The sequence below is a fragment of the Luteibacter sp. Sphag1AF genome, assembly GCF_014192715.1.
In the GTDB taxonomy this organism is placed as follows: domain Bacteria; phylum Pseudomonadota; class Gammaproteobacteria; order Xanthomonadales; family Rhodanobacteraceae; genus Luteibacter.
This window is the reverse complement of sequence record NZ_JACHYH010000005.1, coordinates 213,832-240,310: the sequence shown is the minus strand read 5'-3', so window position 1 is coordinate 240,310 and position 26,479 is coordinate 213,832. Positions and strand designations below refer to the sequence as shown.

Genomic DNA, 26,479 nt, shown 5'->3' with positions numbered 1-26,479 from the left:
GCGACTCCAGCAAGTCGCCGTCTGAGATGATGATAAATACCCATGACCCAAATTCTGGGCCTCGGATGATTGCCGGTATTTTCGTATCGCAGGATGCGTTTCAAAAACGCACGGTGACAGGGCGGCCCCGCAGTTCGATCCCGCGGGGCCAACAGGCGACATCAACGCGCGGCGATCTGCCCGAACAGCATGCGTGAGCTGGTTTCCGAGGCTTCCAGCGCGTGCGTGGCGTAGCGACGCATGCTTGCTTCGTACATGGCTGTGGCGCCGGGTACGGTCGATGGTGTTGCCAAGGCCAGACACTCGGTCAACACCTGCGCATCGCGCAGCGCCGTGTTGGCCCCCAGGCCGCCCGCCGGGCTCATTACGTGGACAGCATCTCCCATTACGGTAACCCGGCTGCTTTCCCAGACCGGAACACCGCCGGCGCTGTGAATGGCGGCCATGGCCAGCGTAGAGCTGTCGCCGTGGGTAAACACGCCGTGCACGGAAGGCGCCCATGACGCGGTCGCTTCGTGGACTAGCGCGGCGAGCTGGTCTTTGCGCAGTGACACAGGGGTGCCTTCGGGCAAGCCGAACGCTTCGCGGGTTCCGATGATGGCCCAGTAAAGGTAATCATCGACGCGGCTCAGGTCATTATCGCGAACCGACGCATCGAAGCGCATGGCATCCAGGATGACCGACATGCCATCGGCGAAAACAATGGAAGTGCTGTTTTTCAATGTCGCAGGGCAGCCGGAGTACGCATCGGGCCAGGTCTTGCCGTAGATGCAGACCGAATCGGTGTCCACGGGATCATGGCCGGGAAGGCGCTGGCGACGTACGGCGGACTGCACGCCGTCGGCACCCACCAGCACATCGACGTCAACGTGGGTGCCGTCGGTGAAGTGCACGGTCACGCCTTCGGCGTGTTCCTCGTAGCGCGCGAATGCCTTCGCAAAATGCATGTGATCGTCGATGCCACGCATCAGCACCTCGCGCATGGTCTGTCGATGCGCGCTGCGATCTGCGTCGTCGGCATCGGCCGGCTCCTTCCGCCATGCGTCCACCCAGCGGTCGGTGACATCGTTCCCTTGCGTATCCAGCACGCGGGTGCCCGCCACCGGCAGCGCGCATGTGCGCTGAAACAGGTCATGGTCGGCCTCTGACTGGCATGCTCGCAGCGCTTCCTGGCCAGTGTGGTCAATACGGATGCGGTAGCCCTGTGTACGGCTGTCCGGTGCAGCATCGCGTTCGTACACATCAAACAGCATGCCGTGCTTGCGCAAACCCTGCGCAAGACACAGGCCGCCTGGTCCTGCGCCCACGATAGCCACGCGCAATACGCCCGCCTCTCGCAGCAGCTGTTTTGCGATGTCGCAAGCCTCTTCGCGCGTCGCCGTTACATGGGCCGGAATGCCAAATGCCTTGACTGCCATGATGGCCATGGCTTTGGCTGCCTGGCGTTTGATCGGATCGGGCTCGACACTGACGATGCCCGGGCAGCAACGCGCGAGGGCGTCCTTGTTTCGCTTCAACCAGATGCCGCGCTCCTTCCGGTCCTCATGCTGCTCGTCGCCATGGCCCGCACCATGCAGCACCACGAACGGCCGCCCGCACTGGATCAACGCATCCATTTCCTCTTTCCACTGTGCAGCGTAGCCGGCTGTTACCTGGTCGGCCGACAGCCATACGAGGGGGAAGGATGCAACGTCATGGACAGAGAAGGATTCGGCAAGGGGCAGCATGGGGAGCCTCAGGGTGTGGATGGCGGATGCTGGCCATGCTGGGCCAGAGGCGGAAAACACGATAACGTTATATAGACAAGAAATAATGCGATTCGGCCATGACGAAACGACGGGTTTCAACCAAACCCATTGACCACAGCGAGCGTACAGAAGGCCCCGGGCTGATCGCGGTTCGCGGCGACGCGGCCGACGGCGGTGATTTTCGGCTGGGCACCCGCGAGATCGACTGGCACCACCATGTGCGCGGGCAAGTGTTCTGCGTTGAAAGCGGTCTGATGCACGTGCGCACAAGGCAGGGGTCGTGGTTGCTGCCGCCGCATCGCGCCGGCTGGATACCACCCGGCGAGCCGCACAAGATCAGCGTCACGGGCGTGATGGGCGGATGGAGCCTGCTGATTGCTCCGCGTGCCTGCCGTCCCTTGCCGAAGCGGCCATGCGTGATCGGCGTCAACGAACTCATGCTTGCGCTGGTCCGCAGAGCAGTGTCCTGGTCGGATCTGGATGAATTGAGCACGGCACAGAAACGCATGGCTGCGGTGTTGTTGGAAGAAATCCGCCATGCACCGCACGAGGCGCTGCATCTGCCCATGCCTGTGGACCGCCGCCTGTTGCGTATCGCCAACGCGGTGCTGAGACAGCCGAATGACTCGCGCACGCTGGAGCAATGGGCCGAGTGGGCGGGGCTTTCGTCGCGCACGTTGAGCCGCCTGTTCGCGGCGGAAACGGCGCTGAGTTTCGCCCAGTGGCGCCAGCAGGCCCGCCTGACCCACGCGCTGGAGATGCTTGCGCAAGGCGTGCCCGTCGCCGAGATCGCCGACGCCCTGGGCTATGCCACGCCGAGTAATTTCATTGCGATGTTCCGGCGCGGCTTCGGCAGTACGCCGGGGCGATTTTTTGTTGAGCGGGGCGGGTGACTATGCTTGCCCCCATCGCGACCGAGCCCGCTCCCACACTGCCCTGTGGAAGCGGGCTCGGTCGCGATATCAGTGATGCCTCAGGCGTTGGCTCCGCCGTCCACCTGAAGCACCGTGCCCGTGGTAAAGCCGTTGGTCATGAGGAAGAACGCCGCCTGGGCAAGTTCCTCTGCGGTGCCCACGCGACCGCGCGGCAGCGACGAACCGATAGAACCCAGCACTGCCGCGCGATCATTCGTGGGCAGGAAGTCCCAGGCCGGCGTATCGACCACGCCGGGCGACAGCGTATTCACGCGAATGGGCGCGAGTTCCAGCGCAAGCGTGCGTGCAAGTCCGTCCATGCTGGCATTGAGCGCGGCCACAATGGATGCACCCGGCGACCCCTTCAGCGCAGCCGCGCCACCAAACAGCGTGATCGACCCTTCGGGCGAGATGCGTTTGGCAAAGTGACGGATGAGATAGATGGCGCCCCACAGCTTCGTGGTCAGCATGGCCTCGATGTCCTCATTGGACAACTCGACGAACGGCTTGAAGATGTTGTCGGCGGCCGTGGTCACCAGGTGGTCGACACGCGCCACCGTGCGCGCAAGGGCAACCACTTCCGATTCATTGCGCAGGTCCACGGCGTGAATGGTCACGTTGCCGGTGATGGAGTACTTCGCCTCGGTGAGGCGGGCCACTGAGCGGCCGACGATGTGAACGTTGGCGCCTGCGGCGGCTGCTTTTTCGGCGAGGGCATAGCCCATGCCCGACGTGCCTCCGACAACAAGGACGGTTTTGCCAGCAAGTGAAGCGGTCATGGATGACTCCGGGTGATCGTTGATATGAAGGGGGCGGTCACCGGATATATCGCGTCACACCGGCTGTCCGTCGCGGTGAAACGTTAGGCCGGGGGCGGGGCCCCAACAATCGCCTGTGCCGTACATGCCTTCTGAAGCGCTGGGTACACAATGGGGAAAAAAGTGAGGCCGCATGCGGTCTGCGAGCGCTTTTGGCCGCAAGTCCGCCGCTGCCCATCCGACGATTTGAATATACCGTGCGGTATTCAAATACTGTAAGGTATGCGAAATCAGAAGGCTGCAGGTCCGCTTCCCATGCGCGTCAATCCGTTTGTCCGCTTCCTTTCTCTGGTCGCCTCGGTCAGCCTTTTTGGCTGCACATTGGGCCCGGATTTCGTACGTCCCGCCGTCACGCCGCCCGTTGATACCTTCGCGAGCGCCGCCGGTCTGCCCAGCGCACGCGTTGGAGACGACGTGACAGCCGACTGGTGGGACATGTTCGGCGACCCGTTGCTCAGTTCGCTGGAACACCGCGCCTACAGTCAGAACCTCGACTTGCAGATGGCCGTCGCGCGTGTCGCGCAGGGCAGGGCACGATTGACCGTGGCGGGTGCTGATGGATTGCCGCGCATCAGTGCGGGTGCGTCGAAGTTGCGCGAACGTTCCAGCCCCAACGGCATCATGAAGCTGAGCGGCACGGCATCCACTCCGGACGCAAACGCGGCCAGTGGCAACGATCCGTTCGGCACGGCAAGCATGCCCGGCAAGAGCGGTTCTGCGCCGTTTGATGTGTGGCAAGCGGGCATGGATGCAAGCTGGGAGCTTGATCTGTGGGGGCGTGCCCGCCGCAGCAAGGAGGCCGCCCGGGCCAGCTACCAGGCCAATCAGTACGATGTGGAGGCCGCGCGGGTTTCGCTCGCGGCGGAAATCGCCCGCACGTACCTCACCATGCGCGGCGTGCAGTCGTTGCTGGAAGTGACCCGGCAGAATCGCGATGTGGCTGCGCACACGCTCGTTCTTGCGAAGAGCCGCGAAGCACATGGCGTCAGTACGCGCTTCGATGCAGCCAGCGCCGCGGCGCAACTGGCGTCCATTGAAGCAACATTGCCCGCGCTGGATGCACAACTTGCGGAGCAGATGAACGCACTGGCGTTGCTGCTGGGACAGGCACCTGGCAGCCTCAATGACGAGTTGCGCGCGGAGCACGATATCCCTGCCCCCCCTGCACGCGTGCCCGTCGGCCTCCCGTCCACGCTGGCTCATCGCCGCCCGGACATTCTTGCTGCTGAGGCGAATCTGCATGCGGCGACAGCAGCCATCGGCATGGCCGAGGCAGACTTCTATCCGAGCCTCACGCTCACCGGCAGCTTCGGCTTTCAGTCGCTGAATTTCAGTGGTGCCGATCAATGGGGATCGCGCCAGTTCGCGCTGGGTCCAGTCATGAATATCCCGCTGTTTCAGGGCGGGAGGCTGAAGGGCACTCTGGCGCTGACGAAGGCGCACCAGCAGGAAGCGGCGGTTGTATTCCAGCTCACGGTGCTTCGCGCCTGGCACGAAGTGGACGACGCGATGACCCGTTTCGACACAACGCAACGACAGGAAGCGTACCTGCGCGAGGCCGTGACCCAGAGCCGCGTGGCATACAACACCGCGCAGCGTCGTTACCAGGAAGGCGCGGCTGACTACCTGACCGTACTGGTAGCGCAGCGTGACCTTCTGAACAATCAACGCGCCCTGACTCAGGGCAGCGTCGACATGGCGCTGTCGATGGTCGGGCTGTACAAGTCACTGGGCGGCGGCTGGGAATCACCCGCAAGCACTCAGGCGGCGCTGTGATGCAAGCCCTGACGATGCAGGCATCGGCTCCGCCCGTAAGCGCGCCGGTCGCACACGCGTTCAATCTGCGGCTGCTCGTGGGGATTCTGGGCGTGCTGCTCGCGGCCATCACGTCCGGCATCAACGGACGCGTAGGTGCCATTGCGCTGATCGACGTGCGTGGCTCGCTGGGCCTGAGCGTGGACGATGGCTCATGGCTAACCGTTATCTATTCGGCGTTCGAGCTTGCGGCCATGCCGCTGTCGGCGTGGTTCGCCGGCACGTTTTCGTTCCGTCGTTTTCATCTGGTGGTGATGGGGGTGTTTGCCGGCATCGCGCTGATGCTTCCTGCCGTGCAGAGCTGGCCGTGGCTGCTTGCGCTGCGTGGCCTGCAGGGCTTCTTCGGCGGCTTGCTGATTCCCGTGCTGATGGCTGCGGCACTGCGTTTCTTTCCGTTGTCGTTGCGTCTGTACGGGCTGAGCCTTTACGCCCTGACGGCGACATTTTCGCCGAACCTCGCGGCGTGGCTGTCTGCCCTGTGGATCGACACCTTGCACATGCCGTCGCTGATCTATCTGCAAGTGGTGCCGTTGGCCGTGTTGTCGATGATTGGCGTGGCATGGGGCATTCCGCAGGACCCCGTGCGCCTCGAACGCTTCGGCCAGATCAACCTGCTGGGCCTGGTCACCGGTACGGTGGGGCTCGTGCTGGCCGCCATCGTCCTGGGTCAGGGCGAACGGCTTGACTGGTGGCACAGCCCGTTCATCCGCACGGCGGCGTGTGTTGCCGTGCCGATGCTTGCCGTGTTCCTGGTCAGCGAATGGTTCCACCCATTGCCCTTCATGCGACTTCAGTTGCTGAGGCGGCGCAACCTGGGGCTGGGATTCGCCATTTTCGTATGCCTGCTGATCGTGCTTCTGTCCGGCTCGCTATTGCCTTCGGACTACCTCATCGAGCGCTGGCATTTTCGTGCGCAGTACATCGACGCCATCGGTTTGCAGCTTGCCCTGCCGCAGCTGATTCTGGGACCGGCGGTATCGTTCCTGCTCTACAAGCAGTGGGTCGATGCGCGCAAGGTGTTCGCGCTGGGTTTGGCCGCCATCGCCATGGCCTGCTTCCTTGGAAGCCAGATCACATCCGAATGGATGGTTGCGGAATTTACCTTCGTGCAGGCACTTCACGCCATCGGCCAGCCCATGGCAGTCGTCTCGATGCTGTTTCTGGCAACCAGCGTGGTACAGCCCATGGAAGGGCCATTTGTCTCCGGCATCATCAACATGTTGCGCGCGCTGGGCACGTTGATCGGAAGCACGCTGGTCACACGCCTCCTGATTTCCCGCGAGCACTTCCACAACCATGCGCTGGTCGATCAACTGGGACGCTCTGCGGCCCCCGTCGATGAGCCGATGGCGCATCTTGCGCACGCCATCGGTGAGCAGGCGCTCGTGCTGTCCATCGCCGACCTTTTTCGCCTGCTGGGCGCTGCGGCGCTTGTCCTCATTCCTGCCGTGCTCTGTCTTCAGAGAATGCGGCCGCCCGTCATTTTGAAATCCAACTCTTAAGGTGTCCCCGTGTCCATTCCCCGCCACGTCATGATCGGCAGCGCCGTCGCCCTGGCTGCGGCCATTGCCGGTGTTCTTTATTTCTGGTCGCACGACGAAAGTCGTGCATCATCGCAAACCACGGACGATGCTTACGTCACCGCCGACTGGACGCGTCTTTCGCCGCGCGTTGCCGGCGTGATCGACGAGGTGCTGGTCGAGGACAATGAGCGCGTGGCGCAGGGCGAACTGCTTGCCACCATTGACGACCGCGACTTCAAGGTCGCAGTGAATGAAGCGCGTGCGCGTGTTGCTTCGGCCAGTGCCGCGCTGCTCAGCGTCGATGCCCAGCGCGAGCAGCAGGAAAACATCATTGCGCAGGCCGCCGCCACGGTCAGCGCGGATGGCGCTGCGCTTCGGCTTGCGGAGGAAAATGCGAAGCGCTACAAGAATCTGGCCAGTGACGGCTCGGGCACGGCGCAGGAAGAGCAGGCGGCGGATGCGCACCGACAGATTCAGAGCGCCACGCAGAGCAAGGATAGCGCCGCACTGGGTGCTGCCACCAAGCAGCAACTGATCCTCACCGCCCAGCGTGCCCAGGCCGCCGCCGAACTGGAACGCGCTCAGGCAAATCTGGATCAGGCCGAACTGCGGCTGTCGTACACGCGCATTGTTGCACCTGTGGATGGAACAGTCGGCCAGCGCGATATCCGGGTGGGCCAGTACGTCAACGTGGGAAGTCCCGTGTTGACCCTGGTGCCGTTGCACCAGACTTATGTAGAAGCGCACTTTCGCGAAACCCAGCTTGCGCGCATTCGCCCCAAGCAGGCCGTGGATATCCGCATCGACTCGCTGCCCGGTGTCAGTCTGCGTGGTCATGTGGCCAGCATCGCGCCGGCCACGGGCGTGAGCTTCGCGCCGTTTGCGCCTGACAACGCCACCGGCAACTTCACCAAGGTCGTCCAGCGTCTGACCGTGAAGATCGCGCTGGAGCCGGAGCAGGCGGCCACCGCGCAGCTTCGCGTGGGCATGTCGGCCATCCCCACGGTGAGCACGCCTTCCGGGCAATCGCTATGATTGCCGGTCCCGACAATCCGAGAAGGAACGCCTGATGGCCCGGATGACCCGCGAAGAAAGCCGCACGCTGACGCGATCCAAACTCCTGGCGTCTGCGCGCGCGGTTTTTGCGCGGGAAGGATACGGTGGCGCCTCCGTGGACCGGATTGCCGAGCATGCCGGGTTTACCAAGGGCGCGTTCTACTCCAACTTCGAAAGCAAGGAAGATGTCTTCCTGCAACTGCTTGAGAACACGGGCGTGGAAGAGGCCGAAGATCTCGGCCATGCACTGAGTGGCATTGCCGATCCGGACGCCATCATCAAGGCGGTGGCCAGCTGGGCCAATCACCATCGCAAAGATCCGGATACCCCCCTGATCCTTTACGAAATGATCCGCCGCGCGCGCGCTGACGCCACGTTCGGCAAGCGCCACGAGGTGCTTTTTCATCAGAACTGGCTGGCCGTGGGCACACTGCTGATGCCCATCTTCGAGGGACGTCAGGCACCCACCGATCCGCTGTCGCTTGGCGCGCTGGTGATGGAGCTGACCTATGGCAACGCGCTGCATTTCCACAGCCATCCCACGGCCGGCGACCTGGTCAGCCTCGCGCTGAAAGCGCTGCGATCAAGCGCCCCGCAGCAGGCCTGAGCGGGATTATGTATGTCGCGCTTCATTGCCCCTGAAGACGCCGGCCGATAGTTCCGCGCGGGGTCACCCTCCAGACTGAACGTCCGAATCGCAGCTATTTCGACTGCGTCCTGACGAGCTGAAGGCACCCCATGAAACTCACCCGCCGTTCGTTCCTGAGCAGCAGCATCGCCGCTGCTGCCACCATGGCCACCGGTAACGCGCTGTCTTTCTTCAAGGACACGGGCGCCGACCATCGGGGCATCTCCACGCCCTCCGTGCCCACCGATGGACGCCCCATCCTGATTCAGGGCGCCACGATTCTCAGCATGGACTCGAAAACCGGGGACTTCGAAAGCGGCGACATCCTCATTGAAGGTTCGAAGATTTCCCGCATTTCCCGGTCTATTACCGCGCCGGGCGCGCATGTGATCGACGGGCGTGGCCGCATTGCCATCCCGGGCTTTGTCGATACACACCGTCACGCATGGGAAGGGCAGCTGCGACGGATCAACCCCAACTCCGCCGACCTGATGAACTACATCGCAGGCACGCACGGTTCGTTCGCCACGAAGTACCGGCCGGGCGACATGTACGTGGGCAACCTCATCACCGCACTCGGCGCGATTGATGCGGGCATCACCACCATCATCGACAACTCCCACAACAGCCGCTCGCTGGACCACGCCCGTTCGGCGGTTGATGCGTTGACTGATGCAGGCATCCGCGCGGTGCACGCACCGGGTGCACCCCTGGCAGGCAGCTGGGACAAGGATCGCTGGTACGACGATCTGGCAAAGCTGAAAGCCGAACGCTTCAGCGGAAAAGATGGCTTGCTGACGATGGCCATGATGACGTCACCAGACCGCGACCAGTGGGCCGTTGGCCGCAAGCTGGGCTTGCCGCTGGTGACGGAGTTCTTCGGCAAGGAAATGTCCGCCATGCTGCCCGCCTTCCTGCGCGATGGCCTGCTGGGCCCGGACAACATTTTCAATCATTGCACCGACCTTACCGAAGAGGCCTGGCAGATCATCCGCAAGGCAGGCGTCCAGGTAGACGTATGCCCGCGCTCGGATACCCACTGGGCGCTGGGCGGCGGCATGTTCGGCTATCAGGCGGCCATTGATCACGGCATCAAACCCGGCTTCAGTGTGGACAATGAAAGCGCCTACTCCGGCGACATGTTTGCCGAAATGCGGGCCGCGCTCTATCTGCAGCGCAGCGCGGGACAGGCACAGCGTGTGGCGAAAGATCCGCATGCGCCAGCGCCCGTGCGCATGCGCGAGTTGCTTGAGGCGGCCACGATCAACGGCGCAGCAGTGGCGCATCTGGACAAGATCACCGGCAGCCTGACCGAAGGCAAGCAAGCCGACCTGGTCCTCATCAACACGAACGACATCAATCTGTACCCGTCGAACAATGCCCTGGGCACCGTGGTCGGTGCCGCTGAACGCAGCAACGTGGAGACCGTCATCATCGGTGGACGCGTACGCAAGCACGGCGGCAAGCTGGTTGGCCTGGACATGGCGAAGCTGCATCGCGCTACGGAAGAGTCACGGGCCTACCTGTTCAAGTCAGTGGGTTACGACAAGGGCGTGCTGGCCGAAGATTTCGGCCTGCGTCAGTAAACTCATTCCGCGCGGGTACGTGCCTCATGAACGGCGGTACGGCGAATCAGATCGGTGAAGAACTCCGCTGCCGGTGGCAACGGCAGGGCGGCTCGACGCACCAGGCAAATGGCCGGTGCGGCGAGCCGCTCGCGAATCGGTATCGGCATCAGCAAATCGACTGCGCCCGGATGCCGGAGATATTGGCGGGGCAGCATGGCCAGCAGGTCGCTGTTGGCGGCTACCATCATCGTGCTGAGGGCGGAGCTGGTCTCCACCTCGACCCGCGGCGGCGGCAATCCGCGCGTGGAGAAGACGAGGCCAAGTTCGTCCTCTCTGTGCTCGGTGAGCGCCGAGCCGATCCAGCTTGCATCAGCGAGTTCCGCCAGGCTGGAAGCGTGCGCCATCGGATGCCCGACGCGCCCGAGCACCAGACGTTCATTCGTAAAAAGTTGCTCCAGCACAAACTCGCGAGGCAGCGGAACTTCCGCGACGGGCCCCACGTAGAAATCCAGATCACCATCGGCGATCTGCCGGCGCAGGCCCGGGAAAAGTCCCTCGACAATTTTCAGTTTTACACCGGGATAGCGCGCCTTGAATGGTGCGAGCGCGCCCGAAAGCAGCGCAATGGTCGAGGCCATCGACAGGCCGATGGTCAGCTGTCCGATGGTCAGTCCCTTCAGCTGGTCGATCTCGTCGCGCGAACGTTGCAGTTCGGCCTGGATCGACCGCATGCGGCGCACAAACACTTCTCCTGCCGGTGTCAGGCGCATGCCGCGGGGCAGCCGTTCGAAAAGTTCTACGCCCAGATCGTGCTCGACTTCCCTGATGCTGCGGGTCAGTGCGGGCTGCGCGAGGCCAAGATTCTGGGCTGCCGCGCGAAGGCTTCCGCCATCAGCAATGGCGACGACATCGCGTATCTGGCTGAGCTTCAGTGTCATAACAAAACTGCTATGCCTCGAACGATTTCGCCATCTTACGGCATCACATATCGCGAGGCTATCGTGCGTCCACAGTCCCGGCGCAGCACGCGTCGGCGACACCTCCCCAGCAAATCCATTGGCCTTCTTCTGCCATGACTTCGATGAGCACTTCCTTGCCGAACCCGACGAATGCAGTGTCCGCCAGCCGCGGAACGCCCCGCATTGATGTGCACGCGCACTTCCTGCCGGATTTCTACAGCGCGGCCCTGCATGAGGCCGGACTTTCCGCTCCCGATGGCATCCGTGCGTTGCCCGAGTGGAACGAAGTGGAAGCGCTGAAGGTAATGGATGCGCTGAACGTGTCGACCGCCATGCTGTCGATTTCGTCGCCGGGTGTGCATTTCGGCGACGACGCGAAGGCCAGGGAGCTTGCGCGTCGCGTCAACATCGAGGGAAGTCGCCTTGTCGCAGCGCACCCGGGACGGTTTGGTCATTTCGCATCCTTGCCGCTGCCCGATGTCGAAGGCGCTGTGGCTGAAGCGATCTACGCACTTGATGAACTGGGCGCCGATGGCGTGGTGCTTGAGAGCAACGCGCACGGCATCTACCTCGGCGACCCGCGCCTTGCGCCTCTTTATGCCGAGCTCGACAAGCGTCACGCGGTGATCTTCATTCACCCGACTACGCCGGCCTGCTCGTGTTGCGCCCGGCTCGCCGCGAACTATCCGCAGCCGTTGATGGAATTCATTTTCGACACGACACGCTCGGTCGCCGACATGGTGCTGTCGGGCACGCTGGAAGATTTCCCCGATCTTCGCGTGATCGTGCCGCATGCCGGTGCTGCATTGTCGGTGCTTGCTGATCGTATCGAGCTGCTGCTTCCCGCTCTTGCCGATGCACCGGCACGCGGTCGGCCGTCGCTTCGCGAGGCCATGAAGCGCCTGCACTTCGATCTGGCCGGTGTGCCGGTGCCGCATCTTCTGTCCGCACTGACGCAGGTGGCTGACCCCAGTCGCGTGCATTACGGGAGCGACTATCCGTTTACGCCGGAGGCAGCGTGCCACGCGCTGGCCGAGCGTATCGAAAAGACGCCGTTGCTTGACGATGCACGTCGCCAGGGCATCTGGCGCGACAACGCACTTTCGCTGTTCCCCCGCCTTCAAACGGTTTCGGTATCGGACATCTGAGCCCGGACCCGTCCCCCGACTTCGCTGCCTTTCGACATGTGCCGACCGCAGCTTAGCCACTCGCTCGATATGTGCTATCGGGCATCCTACGAGGAATACCCCATGCAACTCGATCTCGGTACATCCAAAGCCCTTGCAGCGAAGCTGAGCGCCGTCAAGACGTATGGCCACTTCATCAACGGCAAGTGGGTTGACGGTCACAGCGGCCAGACCATCGAACTGACCAACCCGGCGACCCGTCAGACGCTGGCACACATCCAGTCCGGCGATGCCGTTGACGTGGATCGTGCGGTCAATGCTGCTTACGACGCGTTTCCGAAGTGGTCGCGCAGCTCGCCGGCACAGCGCCAGACGGTGCTTCGCGCCATTGCCGACCGCCTGCGTGCCCGTCAGCTTGAATATGCAATGATGGACACGCTGAACAACGGCAAGACCATCACTGAGGCCTATACGCACGACATCACCGGTGCTATCGGCCTGTTCGAATACTATGCCGGCGCCGCCTTCCATCTGCATGGCGAAGTGGCTGACTTTGCCGACTCCACCATGATCACGCACCGCGAGCCGATTGGCGTGGTGGCGCAGATCATTCCGTGGAACGTTCCGTTGATGATGGCTGCCCTGAAGCTGGCCCCCGCACTGACGGCCGGTTGCACGGTGGTGCTGAAGCCTGCCGAGACGGTGTGCGTGTCGGTGCTGGAATTCATCAAGGACATTGCCGATGTGCTGCCCCCGGGCGTGATCAACGTGGTGACCGGCTACGGCCACATCGTTGGCGAGCCCCTGGTCACGCACCCGAAGGTGCGCAAGGTGGCCTTCACCGGTTCGCGCGGCACCGCGCAGAAGATCATGAACTACGCTGCGGTCAACATCATTCCGCAGACGCTGGAACTAGGTGGCAAGTCGGCGAACATCGTGTGCGAAGACGCCGACCTTGATGCCGCTGCCGAGTCGGTCGTCATCACCACGATCTTCAACAAGGGCGAAGTGTGCCTGGCGGGCTCGCGTGTCTTCGTGCACAAGAAGGTTCGCGAAGAGTTCGTCGACAAGCTCACCAGGCTGTTTGCCAAGGTGAAGCAGGGTGACCCGACCGATCCGGCTACGCGCCTCGGTGCGCAGTCCTCGAAGGCCCAGTACGATCGCGTGCTGTCGTATATCGAACAGGGCAAGAAGGAAGGCGCTTCCGTGCTGGTTGGCGGCGGTCCCGCTTCCATTCGGGGCCTTGAAAACGGCCTCTTCATCCAGCCGACGATCTTCACCGACGTGCGCAACGACATGGTCATTGCCCAGGAAGAAATCTTCGGGCCGGTCACGGACCTGTTCACCTGGGAAGACGAAGCGGACATGCTCAGCATGGTCAACGACAACATCTATGGCCTGGGCGGCGGTCTGTGGACCCGCAACCTCAACCGCGCCCACCGCATCTCCCGTGCGATGGAAACCGGCATGGTCTGGGTGAACCGCTACTACAACTTCAAGCCCGGTCAGCCGATCGGTGGCGTGAAGCAGAGCGGCTTCGGCCGCGAGAGCACCTTCGAGACCCTGATGCACTACACCAACACCAAGAGTGTGGTCATCAATCTGGAAGAGGGCGGTTACGGCGATTTCCACGCGCCGCCGCCGAACGCGTTTGTCTGATCGCTGTTGGGATTGATCAGGGGAGGGGCGCCGCATTGGCGCCCCTTTTTTATAACAAGAATGTGGCGAGCAAAATCACGTTGCCTCAGTGCGTTTTGGCTGCGTTCGCCGCTGCAAGCAAATCGGCAATGCGTTCGGCCAGAAACCAGTTCTGTCCGGGCCCTTCATTGCTGGTCAGGGCCACGGCTGCCTTCGTCCCCCAGACCATCTGCATATTGGCATCCGTGCCTTCCGTGCCGCCGGCATGGCCGCGAATGTGCAGGCCGTGCGACAGACGATCGCCGAAGCCGGCCGCATAGCCACCGGGGCCTGCGGGAACCTGATCGTCAAACATCTTCGTCAGCGTGGCGGCCGAAACCAGCTTCCCTTCGCGCAGGGCGGCAGCGAACCGCAGCAGATCCGCGTTGGTGGAATAGCCGCCGCCCGCTGCGCCACCCTTGAGGCCGATCTTCAGCCAGTCCGCCTTCCATGCCGTGGAAAACGGCCCCTCACGGAAATAGCCCACCGCGAGTTTCGGCGTCACCTCATCCACGCGGTCGAACCCGGTAGCTCGCATGCCTGCCGGTGCGAAGACGTGTTTTTGCATGTAGTCGTCGTAGTTTTCGTGCGACGTGGTCTCGATGATCCGCCCGAGAAGCATGTATCCGGCGTTGCTGTAGTTCCAGCTCGCTCCCGGCGCGGCGACCTTGGGCTGGCGGGCAATGAGATCGAGGTAGTCGACGGGATTGACGAAGGCCTCCCGATGTTCAAAGTACGCAGGCACGAGGAAATCACCGAGCCCGGCCGTGTGGTGCAGAAGCTGCCATACCGTGACTTTTCGGGCTGTTTCCTGATCGGGATACTCAGGCATGCAGTCAGCAAGCGTGGTGTTCCAGGACAGTTTTCCGGCTTCCACCAGCTGCGCGATAGCAACGGCGGTAAACATCTTGTTGATGGAGCCGATATGAAATTTCGTCTGCTGATCCACGGGCACGCTGAAATTTCGCTCCGCCAAACCGCGGCATTCGTCGAACAGCGTTTTTCCATCATTCGCGATGGTCACGCAGCCGGAGAAGTCGGACGTGCGTACCAGCTGGTCAAGCGTGTTGTGGACCAGGCGTGCAAGCTCACCGTCCGATACCGGACCTTTGGGCCAGCCGGCATACAGGGCCGGGTCGTCGGCGGCATGCAGCTCAAGCTGGCCAAAAAGCTCCGGATGTGCAGGATCGGGGGCCAGAAAGATCATCGCCCGCTGCCCGTGGGCGTCTTTGACGATGAGCTGAAGAAGCCCCGGTTGGCGCGGATCGCTCGCCACATCCACCATGCTCACGCCACCGCTGTCGCGTGCGGCCAGCGCGAGACTTTCCACGGTGTCGGCCTTGTCGCTGGCACCTATGCTGGGCGACATCACGCCCGCCGCCCACTGGCGGATCTGAGCGGGCGTATCGGTGTTGATGTGTTGTATCAGCGCGCTGCCCAGCTTGCCAGCGGGCGTATCCGGAAGTGAGGTGGTCGCCGGACTGGCGCCGGCTCCTGACGTCGGCAGGGCGATGAGCAACACAAGCGCCACGGAGGCAAGGCCTCGGCGGGCACGGCGGAAAGGCGTACGGGATGGAGCGTTCATCGACGGGTTCCTTGGTGCCCGGAGAAGCCGGGTCTGAGGCTTGGATGCGTCGACAGGTACATCCGGATTCACGCGCGGCGCGAGGATCTCGCGTTATCGTCAGCACACTCTCGCGGAGACGTCGCCATGGCGAAACTGACCTTCGGATTGCAGCAGACCCTTGATGGCTATGTGGACCATCAGAACATGAGGCCCGGTCCTGCGCTATTTCGTTTCTTCATTGAGCACGTGCGCAGTCTGAGCGGCGCGATTTATGGCCGCCATACGTATGAAATCATGCGCTACTGGGATGATGACCAGGCCGACTGGGATGCGGAAGAACGTGATTTCGCGGCGGCGTGGCGCAACTTGCCCAAATGGGTGGTGTCGCGTTCGCTGAAGTCTGTGGGGCCGAACGCCACCCTGGTTGGCGAAGACGTCCAGGGCGCGATACGCGAACTCAAGGCCAGACTCACCGGAGTGATCGACATGGCAGGTCCGGACCTGGCGCAACGCCTTGCCGATTCTGGCCTCATTGATGAGTACCGGCTTTATTTCCGCCCCGTTGTGAGGGGGCAACGAGGCACACCGTTCTTCGCCGGACCCGTGCCGTCGCTGCGCCTGGTCTCAGTCGACACGGTCGCGGAAGATGCGGTCAGGCTGGTGTACGTTCCTGCGTGATTCTGGCGCCCGGGTGGTACGTGCCACAAAACCCGTGTTAATGTCGCCGCGTCGGAAAAGGCAGACTTGGTTTGGTAAGCCCAAGTCCTTTCGGTAACGAAAGCTCTGGTCTTTGGCTTCGCGCTTGAGATCCCCGCGACGAATATCGGACGCCCCAGGCGTCCCTTCATTCGTCCGCGAGGGTTCTGTTGCCGAGGAACGCTCCGGTCGATCATTGACCAGGAGCCGTTTATGCAATGCCGCCTTTCCCCATCCCATGACGTCGTTATTGCCGGTGCCGGGCCCGTTGGGTTGTTCCTCGCCTGCGAGCTCAGGCTCTTCGGCCTGTCGGTCATCGTGCTTGAACAAGCCGACGACCCACACTCGCCCCTCAAGCGCCTGCCTTTCGGCATGCGCGGCCTGTCTGCACCCACGCTGGAAGCATTCCATCGGCGGGGATTGCTGGACGCCGTGACCGACGCGCAGCGGGCAAACGATGCATCCGGCGCCACCCACGCGGCTTCTCACTGGATGCAGCAGGCCCGGCGTCCGGCGGGCCATTTCGCAGGCATCCCGTTCTTCCATGAGGACGTCGACGCCTCCCGCTGGTCACATCGCCTTCCGAGCCCGGCGGGCACCAGCCTGATGGTGACGTTGGAGTCTCTTGAATCCGTTCTTGAAGCGCGCGCTGTGGGCATGGGTGCCGAGATCCGCCGCGGCGTCACCGTCGAAGGCTTTGAACAGACCGACGACGAAGTGATCGTGCGCAGCGCGGACGAGGCGTTCCGTGGAAGTTGGCTTGTGGGATGCGATGGTGGCCGCAGCATCGTGCGCAAGGCCGGGAGCTTTGAATTCACCGGCACGCCTCCGGAGTTCACGGGCTACTCCCTCGACGTTGAGCTGGAACAGCCCGACATGCTCCGCACGGGCCGCACATACACGCCAACCGGCATGTATACCTATGCGCGTCCCGGAACCATCGCGATGGTCGATTTCGACGGCGGCGCGTTTCATCGCACGCAACCGGTCACGCTCGATCACGTCCAGTCGGTTCTGCGTCGCGTGTCCGGTGTGGACGTGACATTGACGGCGCTGAAACTCGCCAGCACCTGGACGGATCGGGCCAGTCAGGCCGCGGCCTATCGCCACGGGCGTGTCCTGCTGGCCGGTGATGCGGCTCATATCCATTCGCCGCTGGGCGGGCAGGGACTCAATCTCGGGCTCGGCGACGCGATGAATCTGGGCTGGAAGCTTGCCGCCACCCTTCGCGACAACGCGCCCGCCACGCTGATCGACAGCTATCAGCGCGAACGCCATCCGGTGGGAGCGCAGGTGCTGGACTGGTCGCGTGCCCAGGTGTCACTCATGCGGCCGGCCCCGGCGTCACGCGCACTCGAAGCCATCCTTCGCGACCTGATAGATACGCGCGACGGTGCGACCTACTTTGCCGAACGCGTGTGGGGTGTTTCGCTTCGCTACGATCTGGGCAGCAACCATCCCCTGGTCGGACGCAGCGTCCCCGATTTCGAACTAGCCGACGGCACCAAAGTCGGCGCGTTGCTAAGGGCGGGCAAAGGGCTGTGGCTGGATTTCGCCCCGGACGCTCCATGGCGCGAACTGGCAAGCCGCTGGCACAGCCGGGTCACGTACGTCGCGAGCACCGTCGTGAAAGGCCTGGGGGTGAGCGCCGTGCTGGTACGTCCCGATGGCGTGGTTGCCTGGGTTGCCGAGGATGGCTCAGGCGTCATCGAGGCGGCGCAGGTGGCGAGTCTGTGGTTTGGTTAAACCTTACCGGCCACTGGGCGAAACAGCAGGCGCCTGGCTTTGATCCGGCATGGGCCGGGAGGGCCACGGTTGAGCCACGGTCTTTGTTTCGGCAGGGCGAAACTTCGTCGCCATGAAGTGTCTTGGAACGCCGTTCTGGGCAGGTGTCCGCAAAAGAAACGCAGCAGCGTCGTCATCTTTCTTGAGGGTGGCGTCGAGGAAATTCAGGATGTATCGGGCTACCCAGGCATGGCTTGTGTTGGCGTCGTCCCGCCCGTAGTCGGCGACCTGATCGGCGGCGAAGCTCTCCGCGCTTTTCCGACGTTGCTGCATGGCGCCGAACTGCCCGTGTGACATGCCCACCATGTTCACCGTGTACAGATCGCCGTGCGTCCAGGCATTGAGGACATTCGGCCCCATCCGGTCTGCCTGCGGGCCCTTGTAGCCCGCTTCCAGGTCTTCCAGAAGGTTCGGGTATTCCGCCGTGAAAAACAGCAGGGGAATGGTCATGCGATCTGGATGAATGTCACCTGCCTTCTGCACGATGCCGGGGAAGTAACGCATGCTGCCATCCATCTCGGCCAGCGCCTTGACGCGCGGATCGCGCGCTGCGGCGAAGAGGCTGGAAATGCCGCCCCAGCTCCAGCTGACAAGTCCCACCCTGGACATGTCAGCGTTGGGAAGTGTTTTCGCATACGTGATGAGGAACGAGATATCGCGGGCTTGCGCGTCGATGCCGCGCAGGTCGTCTGTCATGTCACGTGTTGCGGCTCCCATCGAAGGGCTTGCGAGTACCACGTAGCCATGGCTGGCAAGGTATTCGCACAGGTCCGCATTCTCCCACGGGGTGGACGAATCGCTGGGAGCGTATACCAGCACGGGATAGCGGCCTGGCGCCGGCGAAGCATCCTTGTGCGCCCACAGTTGCACCTCTGACGATGACTGCAATTGCGCGCGCCATTTGTTCTTCTCCGGGCGCGGATGGTCGAAATTCTCCGTGTCCGCGAGGCTGGCGTAGTCGCCCACCGTCATGGCCTTGCCTGCCGCAGGCTGCGCGGGATACCAGATCAGCGTCTGTATCGGGCGGTGACCATTCTTCGTGCCGTTGTCGGCCGATAAAGGATACGAACGGGATGTGTCGTACTGGTTCACCACTTTCAGCCCGACCGAAGAGGGGCCGGCGGGCTCAAGAAACTGGAACGACGGTGTCTGCGCGCGAAGCGGAATGGCACTGAGCGACAGCGCGATGGAGAGACACCATCGACCCAACAGCTTCATCGTGAATCCATGTATGCGGGCAATGCACGATTGTAGATCGACCTGACGACCGGACATGTGCTGAAAGTCAGTAAACGCATGCCGAATGCGAAGCGCAATATCCTGCTCAGAGTTGCACCGTCCCCAGCACAAGGCTCTGATTCCCATCGCTGCGTGCCGTCGCCAGATTGCCACGGGCACGTGCGACGGCTGCTGCCTTTTCCGGAAGCTGCCGGTATTCCACAGCGATGATCGCCTCGTGTCCGGTTTCTTTCAGCGTCATCGTGATCTGGCGACCGTTGCACGATGCTCCGCGACAGATGAAAGGATTGTGGTCGCGCGTGCTCGTCGAATAGTCCAGATGGTTGCCGTCCACTTCAATGGCTTGCAGACCTGCCGCCCTGGGGATAAGCAACTCGACCATCGAGGCGTGCTCATCGGCATCAATGCGCGCGGTGACCTGCCATGAGCCACCGACGTTGGTCGTGTTGAGAATCGTCAATCGGGCAGGCGGGAGCGCGGCAGTCGGAACCGCCACGGTATAGAACCGGCTATCTGTCCAGGGAAATACGTTGTTGAGCGCGGCGTCCGGCCCCAGGGCTGCCAACACCGACTCCGGCGGATGGTTGAATGCGGTGCCTGCTGCAACCAGGGCCTTGCCGTGGTCATCCTGCACATACATGACGTTCAACGGCTGCGGTCGTTGTGCGGTATAGGCAGGCGCACGGAACGACAGCGCACCACTGACCACAACAACGGCAAGGCCGACGTAGGTGACATACGCATATACGCGCGTTGCATTTCCGGACTGCGCGAACGGAAGAATTACGCTGGCCGTGACGCCGATGAATCCGCCCATGACAAGAATGCCGAGGCCGCCGTTGAATCCGAGCATAATTTCGACAAGGAAAATGGCAGGAATGACGACGACAAATACGGCCAGCGCAGGAGGAACCTGCAACATATATCGACCGTCGTCGGTCAGGGGGCGCGAGCAGATCAGCGCGCACACCACGAACAGCACGGACGGAAGCAGGAACAGATAGCTGATGCCGGGCAACGCAAAGCACGTCGCTACAGACAGCATGAGCCATGCCCAGCCCATGCCGATCCACAGTCCTACCGGGCTGCTCTTTCGCGCCAGCAGTCGCTGCAATGAAACCACCACGAGCAACACGCTGCTCCACAGGAACAACCGGTTGAACAGACTGCTGGTGTGCCAGGCGTTCGTGGTTCCGTGAACGGCGGACTGGGCATAGTTCAGGACATAGGCAACCGCAACGCCCACCACCAGGGATACGAGAAAGCCCAGCACACCGAACAGGACACTCCGCCCTCCATACGGGTCGAATCTGCGCAACCGCCAGCTTGCAAACGCGAACAGCAAGACGAGCGCGATAGCGGCGATCTGCCCGTACAGCGTCGACCAGTGCAGCATGCCGGTACCGAGAATGTCGGTATAAACCACACTCCCCATGGCATCGCCATCGGGAAGATCGGCATCCATGAGTTTATCGACGAGGTCGTAAACGTTGTCACCCTGCTGCTGAAGACTGCCCGGATCGACGGCTTTCAGATTGTCCAGCGGGGTGTGATAGAGGGGAAAGTTCTCGCCATAGGCGAAGTTGAGTCCCTGTATGCCGCGCTCCTTGAACACGCTCAGGTCGGTGTCGTTCGGCAGCAGCGTGTAGACCGCTGATATCAGTGAATTGGCAGAAGGTTGTCGCGACGTGGACGCAAATGCGTTGACAAGCCAGCCACTGTGGCTGCCTGTCTCGAACATCATGCTCTGGCCCGATGTGCCTCTCGCTTCCATGTTGACGACAGCGGCGACCCTGCCAGCGAGCGGATGTCGCGACGCGAAGGCTTCCGCTCCAAGGAGGCCAGCTTCCTCACCTTCGGTGAAAAGAAAGGCTACCGAGTTCTTGCCAGGCGGCTTTTGCCCGATCAGCCGGGCTGTTTCCAGAAGTATGGCAACGCCCGCTCCATCGTCACTCGCCCCTGGGCCCGCGGGGACGGAGTCGTAGTGGGCAGTGACAAGAATGAGTTTTCCACCTGCGGCACCTTCACGGAGCGCCACAATGTTGCGCACTCTGGCACAGGTTTGCTCCGCCGAAACACAGGACGTAACGTCCTGGACGTCGGGGTCGTAACCCTGTGAATTCAGCCTTGCGAGAATCTTGCGACGGACTTCGTCGTTGGCGGCGCTATCAACCGGATGCGGGGCTTCGTTGCCTAGAAGGTCCGCAAGGACATCGGTGGCGCGTTCGTAAATAAATGCACCTGAAGGCTTGTCCCCTACGGCGTCCGGCTTGATGGTGTCCATGCGCCATCGGATAACGAAGGCAGCGACAACCAGCACGATCAGCAACGCAACGAATATCCCGCTGTACCAACGTCTGTCCCTGATCGTTGCTGACATTCACATCCCCAAATGTTTAGCCCGAACTGCGAAGAAGCGGCTTGCCGAAAACGCGCATATGTGTTCGTGAAGAACGTTTCGTTCCATCGGCGCCGCGGCAGCGTATGTCATCCCTTTCGATGTTGCACGTGGAATTTGTGCATGTGTGCCGAATTTGTGCCACATCCGTTCGACATTTGGTGTGTGTATATAGACGCTGCGAAGGAAGCCTCATCTCGCATAGTTGTCCTGCGCATCGCCGCAGCACGTTGTGCATTCATGTGCCGGGGGGCACAGAGCTCGATCAAGCCGTCGTACCGACGCTCTGCGCGCCGGTCTTGCTGTGTATTTATGTACGCGGATAGGGATGTCGGTTCATGCGAACTTTCGAAACTATGCAGTTGACGGCGGCACAGCAGGATATTTATCTGGAAGGGAAGCTGTTTGGCGGCGTCCTGAACAATATTGGCGGTTTCCAGAAATACCGATGTCGGCTCGACATTACCCGCTTCAAGCGGGCACGAGAGCACGTTCTTCTGGGAAATGATGCATACCGCCTACGGTTTCACGAAGAGGCAAGTGAGTGTCACGCGGTTCTTTCCGATCAACCGCCGTCTGCTCTTCGCGTGCTGGAATGTCCGACTGAAGCCGCCGCACAAGCCTGGATTCAAGCGCAGTTCGAGTGCGCATTTGCCGACCTTTCCTGTGAAGTCTTCCAGGATGCGCTGATTTCCCTTCCAGGTGACGAGTACTGGTACTTCGCCAAAGCGCATCACCTCATGATGGACGGGTGGGGCTTTGCATTGCAGATGCAGCGCATTCTGCATGCGTATGAAGCGCAGGCTCATCCAGCTGAGGAGGGCTACCGAAGGTCATATCCATCGTTCGCTGAGTACATGGAGCGACAGGCGAGCTACCGCGATAGCCCGCAGTACGCACAGAATCGAATCCACTGGCTCGCGCGCCATGAGCGCCCGGCGGAACCGTTGTTCGAGCCCCGCTCAAAGGCCGACGATGGCACATGCAGCGAGCGCGTCAGCGTTGCATTCAACACCGCATCGGTTGGCGCGTTGCACCATTTGGCAGGCGCAGCCGACGCGAATCTGGCGGCGGTGTTTGTCTCCGCACTGACCGTTTATTTCTGCCGGTCATATCAACGAAGTGACATTGTGATCGGGTCGCCGGTGCATAACCGGCGCAATGCCGTCGACAAGGACATTATCGGGTCGTTCGTAAATGTGAACGCGCATCGGTTTGACGCGCCGAACGACGAGTCATTTATCCAGTTGCTCGGGCAGGTCGCTTCCGTGCAGCGGCAGGATTACCGCCATAGTCGATACAATCAGCAAGGAAACGCTGATTCGGCTCGTCGAGATCGAATGCGCCAACGAGGTGGAGCAGAGCACTTATGGCTTCATCCAGGTGCTTTCGACACTTCCGTTCGTGAATGAACTTGATGCGGAATTCTGCATGCATCTCAGAGAAGCGATTGGCGCCTCATCAGCGGAGATTCAATAAATGGACGTTTCCCTAAATCCCGAGATCGTCAGTAACCACGCGCTTACCTCTTTCAGTGCCGTGAAGTTTCTGGACTATTGCGTGACCCAGGGGCGCTGCATGAAGCGCCTGAACCTGCTGGATGACTCGCTGCCCGTGTTCCTGCGCAACTACAAGTACCCGCTGCAATCGTGGCCATGGTTCATTGTCGACAGCATGCAGAAGACGCTCCAGGATGCGGCCTGTCGCGTTCCTGCCCTGATTTACAAAGCCGTGCAGGCGGAGTTTGCCGGGGACGCGAAACGATTTGCCGAGTTCTACCGCATGCCTGACATCCTGGGCGAAATCTTCATGCAGTCCGGCATGGACCTGTCGCAGATCATGCTCCGCGTGGACGCCGTAATGACGTCACGTGGCCTGAAGATCATGGAAATCAACGCCGGTCCCAACATCGGCGGCTGGCAGATCCAGTGGATGGACAAGCAGTATCGCAAGCAGCCGGCGCTGGCGTCGTTCTTCGAGACGACCGAGTGCCGGTCGAGAAACATCCCGCGAAACTACATGAAACATCTTATCGAACAGGGTCGCGCGCGGTGCAACTCGCCGGATGATCCGGTGAATGTGCTGTTCGTTCTTCAGGGATCGGAACTCACCGACGACAGTGTCGACACGTTCCGTACCCTGTTTGAAGAAGCACTGCACGAATGCCAGCTGCCGGGTGAGATCATCCTGGAGCCGGACTTCAGTGACGTTGTCTTCGATCATACCGGCGCATATGTTCGCGGCAAACGCGTGACGTCGCTGGCGGCATTTCACCACGAAACCACCATCGAATTGCCGCGCGAACTGTATCGCTGCTTTCTGGGCGGCAAGGTGTACTGGCCAGGAAACCCGTTCGTGATGGTCATCGGCGACAAGCGTTCGCTGGCCATCGCCAATAACCACAAGAACACCTCGCTGTTCAATGACGAAGAACGCCGCCTTATCGAAACCCATGTGCCATGGTCCGCCGCCATCGTCAGTGGCCCTGTGGAATTCGATGGTGTGACAGGCGATCTGGAAACCCTTCTGCTGGAGCGCAGAGAGGATTTCGTGATCAAGATTGCTCGCGGAAGCTCCGGGAAAGACGTGTATGTCGGCCGGTTCCAACCTGCCGACGTATGGCAAGGCGTTGTACGTCGTGCGTTCTCGGAGGGCGCATGGATGGCGCAGGAATATTGCCTGTCGCTGCCGTTCTACGGACAAAGCGGAGAAGAAGGCTACGGTATACACGACGTGATCTGGGGTGCTTTCGGCTTCGGCACAGGCTACGGCGGCTGCTGGTTGCGCCTGATGGCCAAGGACGCCGGCGACGGTGTCATCAACTCCGCAACGGGAGCCATGGAGGCCATCGTGTATGAAGTATACGAATAATCCCGAGACCCGCGCCCGATGGATGACCATTGGCGCACGTCGACCGGATGCCAGAGCACGGCTGTTCTGCTTTCCTTACGCGGGCTCCGGCGCCTCGATATTCAGGGGGTGGCAAGACCACCTCCCCGAAGACATAGAGGTCGTTGGCGTCCAGCTTCCCGGGCGCGAAAACCGATTCAACGAGCCACGTTTCAACCGACTCATCGACGTCATCGCACCGCTTCACGAAATGGTCGCGGAGATGGCGGATAAGCCGTTCTACTTCTTCGGCCACAGCATCGGCGCACTGATTGCCTTTGAACTCTCCCGCGCATTGCAACGCTACAACTCCCCCCAGCCCTTCCACCTCGTAGTATCTGGCATGCGCGCGCCTCACATAAAGAGGGGAGGGGAGCCGTTGCACCTCATGGACGACGATGCCTTGCTGGAACGAATCACCGACTACAACGGTACGCCGAAAGAACTGCTTCAGGACGTCGAACTGATGAAGTTCTTCCTGCCGCAGCTACGGGATGATTTCGCCATCTCGGAAACCTATCAGTACAGGGACGGGGAGTCGCTGACGTGCCCCGTGACTGCGCTGGGCGGCGATGCTGATCCGAGTGTGTCGGAGAGTGACCTTGACGCGTGGGAAATGCAGACGCGCAGTGCGTTTCGGGCCATCGTTTTCGAGGGGGATCATTTTTTCATACACCCTAACAAGCTTTCGGTGCTTGATGTTCTTGGGAAGTGTTCGGTGGCACACCGGGGGGAGAACAGGGGCGTTGTCTTCGGCTGCTGAGGTTGCCGCCACCCCGGATTTTCTGTTTTTTTTCCTGCTACGATTCCCGGGAACTTTGGGGGCAGGGATGGCTATGGGCACGAAGACCAATTACACGTTGGCGGTATTGTTGACGCTAGGGACCGTGCCTCTTTACCACTTCATTTTGACCGGGCGTTTTTCGTCTGAGAGCTATTGGGCTAAGGTCGCTGCACCGCAGCCACCACCGCCCGCTGCGGAAGTGCGCTCGCCAACTACTTTCACCAACTGCGACGACGCACGAGTTGCGAATGTCTGTGCAGCGATTGAGGCCATGCGGAAAGGAAAGGCCCGCTGTGTGGCGGGACGCATTTATCGTGTTGAGCCCACCATTATTGAGCCCTGGCCGGGTGGGGTTCGTTGTTCGGGATAGCGCGGCTGGAGGCGGAGGAATACCTTCGCTACGACGATTTCGCGCACCACCATCGCATTTGCCGTCTCACTTTTTCAGATAGGCTTTGGGCGTGCAGCCCTGCAACTGCTTGAAGAACGCGATAAACGTGCTGTCGCTCGAAAAGCCGAGTTCGCCGGTGATATGGGAGATGGACTCCCCGGTGACCAGCAACTCAATCGCCCGCAGCAACCGCCATTGCTGCCGCCACTGCTGATAGCTCATGCCGGTATCGCGCTGAAAAATGCGGCCGATGGTCTTGCTGGTCGCGCCGACATGTCTTGCCAGCTCCGCCATTTCCGGTGGAAGCGCGTCAGGTCGGCTGGTGAAACCGGCAAGGCGACGGTCCCTGGGCATGGCGAGCAGCATGGGCTGGCGTGGTGCATCGACAATTTCATGGATGCACAACCCGATAAGGTGCTGGTCGCGGTTGCTGCTCCAGGGATGGTCGAACGCCGCCAGGGCCATCGGCTCGAGTATGGCGCCGAGCAGCGGGCTGACATCAATGACCGATACCGTCGCCGGCAGCCGAAGGCAAAGGGTGGCGTCGAACCAGAGCGAGCGGTAGTCCACCACTTGCCGCATCACGGCGCGATGGCGCACATTGGCAGGAATCCACGCGGCGCGCGTCGGCGGCAGCAGGCATAGCTGCTCGTCCAGGGTGATGCGGATGCAGCCCTCTCGGGCAAACAGCAATTGCCCGCGGCCATGGCAGTGAAGTCCGGAGTCGTGACTGGCCAGCGTTGAGGCGCAGCCCACGACTGGCGCATCGAAGCTATCCGGATCAAAGAGGGAGTCTGCGGTTAACCAGGCCATGCCGCGATTGTCCGGTTTGCCGCATTTTCTGTCTAACTTCCGTGAGACAGGACAGGCGGCGCTTCCGAGAATGGCCCACTCGTG

Annotated in this window: 20 protein-coding genes; 13 read left to right on the top strand and 7 right to left on the bottom strand. The window is 61.7% G+C overall.

The features are described from left to right. Window positions 1–161 precede the first annotated feature (161 nt). Complete coding sequence (locus FHW69_RS14040; protein WP_183423710.1) at window positions 162–1,727, bottom strand: NAD(P)/FAD-dependent oxidoreductase; 1,566 nt, start codon at window positions 1,725–1,727, stop codon at window positions 162–164. A gap of 98 nt (window positions 1,728–1,825) precedes the next feature. On the opposite strand from FHW69_RS14040, the gene FHW69_RS14035 reads away from it, so the two are divergent. Continuing rightward, window positions 1,826–2,641 (top strand): helix-turn-helix transcriptional regulator, encoded by an 816-nt coding sequence (locus tag FHW69_RS14035; protein ID WP_183423709.1) that lies wholly within the window; start codon window positions 1,826–1,828, stop codon window positions 2,639–2,641. An 80-nt stretch (window positions 2,642–2,721) separates the two neighbouring features. Here the strand turns inward: FHW69_RS14035 and FHW69_RS14030 are convergent, their stop codons facing one another. Beyond that, entirely contained in the window at window positions 2,722–3,441 is a 720-nt protein-coding gene (locus FHW69_RS14030) for an SDR family oxidoreductase (protein ID WP_183423708.1), read from the bottom strand. 294 nt (window positions 3,442–3,735) lie between these two features. Here FHW69_RS14030 and FHW69_RS14025 point away from each other — a divergent pair, with 294 nt between their 5' ends. The 5 genes from FHW69_RS14025 (at window position 3,736) to FHW69_RS14005 (ending at window position 10,088) form a co-directional block, all read left to right on the top strand. Beyond that, window positions 3,736–5,256 carry an efflux transporter outer membrane subunit gene (locus FHW69_RS14025; RefSeq protein WP_183423707.1) on the top strand — a complete coding sequence of 507 codons (1,521 nt, stop codon included), beginning with the start codon at window positions 3,736–3,738 and terminating at the stop codon, window positions 5,254–5,256. After that, window positions 5,256–6,797: an MFS transporter gene (locus FHW69_RS14020; RefSeq protein WP_221195550.1), complete on the top strand. Its 1,542-nt coding sequence runs from the start codon at window positions 5,256–5,258 to the stop codon at window positions 6,795–6,797. The genes FHW69_RS14025 and FHW69_RS14020 overlap by 1 nt, the downstream gene beginning before the upstream one ends. Window positions 6,798–6,806: 9 nt before the next feature. Then, window positions 6,807–7,853 carry an HlyD family secretion protein gene (locus FHW69_RS14015; RefSeq protein WP_183423706.1) on the top strand — a complete coding sequence of 349 codons (1,047 nt, stop codon included), beginning with the start codon at window positions 6,807–6,809 and terminating at the stop codon, window positions 7,851–7,853. Window positions 7,854–7,887: 34 nt separating this feature from the next. Further along, window positions 7,888–8,481, top strand: coding sequence for a TetR/AcrR family transcriptional regulator (locus FHW69_RS14010; RefSeq protein WP_183423705.1), 594 nt, complete (start codon window positions 7,888–7,890; stop codon window positions 8,479–8,481). Window positions 8,482–8,612: 131 nt separating this feature from the next. Then, a complete protein-coding gene (locus tag FHW69_RS14005; RefSeq protein WP_255494809.1) occupies window positions 8,613–10,088 on the top strand; it encodes an amidohydrolase family protein in 1,476 nt (491 codons plus the stop codon). A 2-nt stretch (window positions 10,089–10,090) separates the two neighbouring features. On the opposite strand, the gene FHW69_RS14000 is transcribed toward FHW69_RS14005, so the two are convergent. Beyond that, window positions 10,091–11,008 carry a LysR substrate-binding domain-containing protein gene (locus FHW69_RS14000; RefSeq protein WP_221195549.1) on the bottom strand — a complete coding sequence of 306 codons (918 nt, stop codon included), beginning with the start codon at window positions 11,006–11,008 and terminating at the stop codon, window positions 10,091–10,093. A gap of 143 nt (window positions 11,009–11,151) precedes the next feature. Between FHW69_RS14000 and FHW69_RS13995 the strand changes: the two genes are divergently transcribed. Together FHW69_RS13995 and FHW69_RS13990 are read left to right on the top strand one after the other, a co-directional pair. Beyond that, complete coding sequence (locus FHW69_RS13995) at window positions 11,152–12,177, top strand: amidohydrolase family protein (RefSeq protein ID WP_183423704.1); 1,026 nt, start codon at window positions 11,152–11,154, stop codon at window positions 12,175–12,177. 102 nt (window positions 12,178–12,279) lie between these two features. Then, a complete protein-coding gene (locus FHW69_RS13990; protein WP_183423703.1) occupies window positions 12,280–13,815 on the top strand; it encodes an aldehyde dehydrogenase family protein in 1,536 nt (511 codons plus the stop codon). An 85-nt stretch (window positions 13,816–13,900) separates the two neighbouring features. Here the strand turns inward: FHW69_RS13990 and FHW69_RS13985 are convergent, their stop codons facing one another. Continuing rightward, a complete protein-coding gene (locus FHW69_RS13985; RefSeq protein WP_183423702.1) occupies window positions 13,901–15,418 on the bottom strand; it encodes a serine hydrolase domain-containing protein in 1,518 nt (505 codons plus the stop codon). 126 nt (window positions 15,419–15,544) lie between these two features. On the opposite strand from FHW69_RS13985, the gene FHW69_RS13980 reads away from it, so the two are divergent. Together FHW69_RS13980 and FHW69_RS13975 are read left to right on the top strand one after the other, a co-directional pair. Continuing rightward, entirely contained in the window at window positions 15,545–16,078 is a 534-nt protein-coding gene (locus FHW69_RS13980) for a dihydrofolate reductase family protein (RefSeq protein ID WP_183423701.1), read from the top strand. A gap of 231 nt (window positions 16,079–16,309) precedes the next feature. After that, complete coding sequence (locus FHW69_RS13975; RefSeq protein ID WP_183423700.1) at window positions 16,310–17,842, top strand: FAD-dependent monooxygenase; 1,533 nt, start codon at window positions 16,310–16,312, stop codon at window positions 17,840–17,842. A 3-nt stretch (window positions 17,843–17,845) separates the two neighbouring features. Here FHW69_RS13975 and FHW69_RS13970 read toward each other — a convergent pair whose 3' ends face one another. Next, window positions 17,846–19,099: a dienelactone hydrolase gene (locus tag FHW69_RS13970; protein ID WP_183423699.1), complete on the bottom strand. Its 1,254-nt coding sequence runs from the start codon at window positions 19,097–19,099 to the stop codon at window positions 17,846–17,848. Window positions 19,100–19,205: 106 nt separating this feature from the next. Further along, on the bottom strand, window positions 19,206–21,500 hold the full coding sequence (locus FHW69_RS13965; RefSeq protein WP_183423698.1) for a M20/M25/M40 family metallo-hydrolase: 2,295 nt from the start codon (window positions 21,498–21,500) through the stop codon (window positions 19,206–19,208). Between the two features lie 356 nt (window positions 21,501–21,856). Here FHW69_RS13965 and FHW69_RS13960 point away from each other — a divergent pair, with 356 nt between their 5' ends. From FHW69_RS13960 to FHW69_RS13950, 3 genes are all read left to right on the top strand, one after another. After that, window positions 21,857–22,930: a condensation domain-containing protein gene (locus tag FHW69_RS13960; RefSeq protein WP_183423697.1), complete on the top strand. Its 1,074-nt coding sequence runs from the start codon at window positions 21,857–21,859 to the stop codon at window positions 22,928–22,930. Between the two features lie 67 nt (window positions 22,931–22,997). Continuing rightward, window positions 22,998–24,389, top strand: a complete 1,392-nt coding sequence (locus FHW69_RS13955) for a hypothetical protein (RefSeq protein WP_183423696.1) — start codon at window positions 22,998–23,000, stop codon at window positions 24,387–24,389. Continuing rightward, window positions 24,373–25,170: an alpha/beta fold hydrolase gene (locus FHW69_RS13950; RefSeq protein ID WP_183423695.1), complete on the top strand. Its 798-nt coding sequence runs from the start codon at window positions 24,373–24,375 to the stop codon at window positions 25,168–25,170. The genes FHW69_RS13955 and FHW69_RS13950 overlap by 17 nt, the downstream gene beginning before the upstream one ends. Window positions 25,171–25,627: 457 nt before the next feature. Here FHW69_RS13950 and FHW69_RS13945 read toward each other — a convergent pair whose 3' ends face one another. Then, the gene (locus tag FHW69_RS13945; RefSeq protein WP_183423694.1) at window positions 25,628–26,395 is read right to left on the bottom strand and encodes a helix-turn-helix transcriptional regulator; all 768 of its coding nucleotides are present in this window, start codon (window positions 26,393–26,395) and stop codon (window positions 25,628–25,630) included. Between the last annotated feature and the right edge of the window lie 84 nt (window positions 26,396–26,479).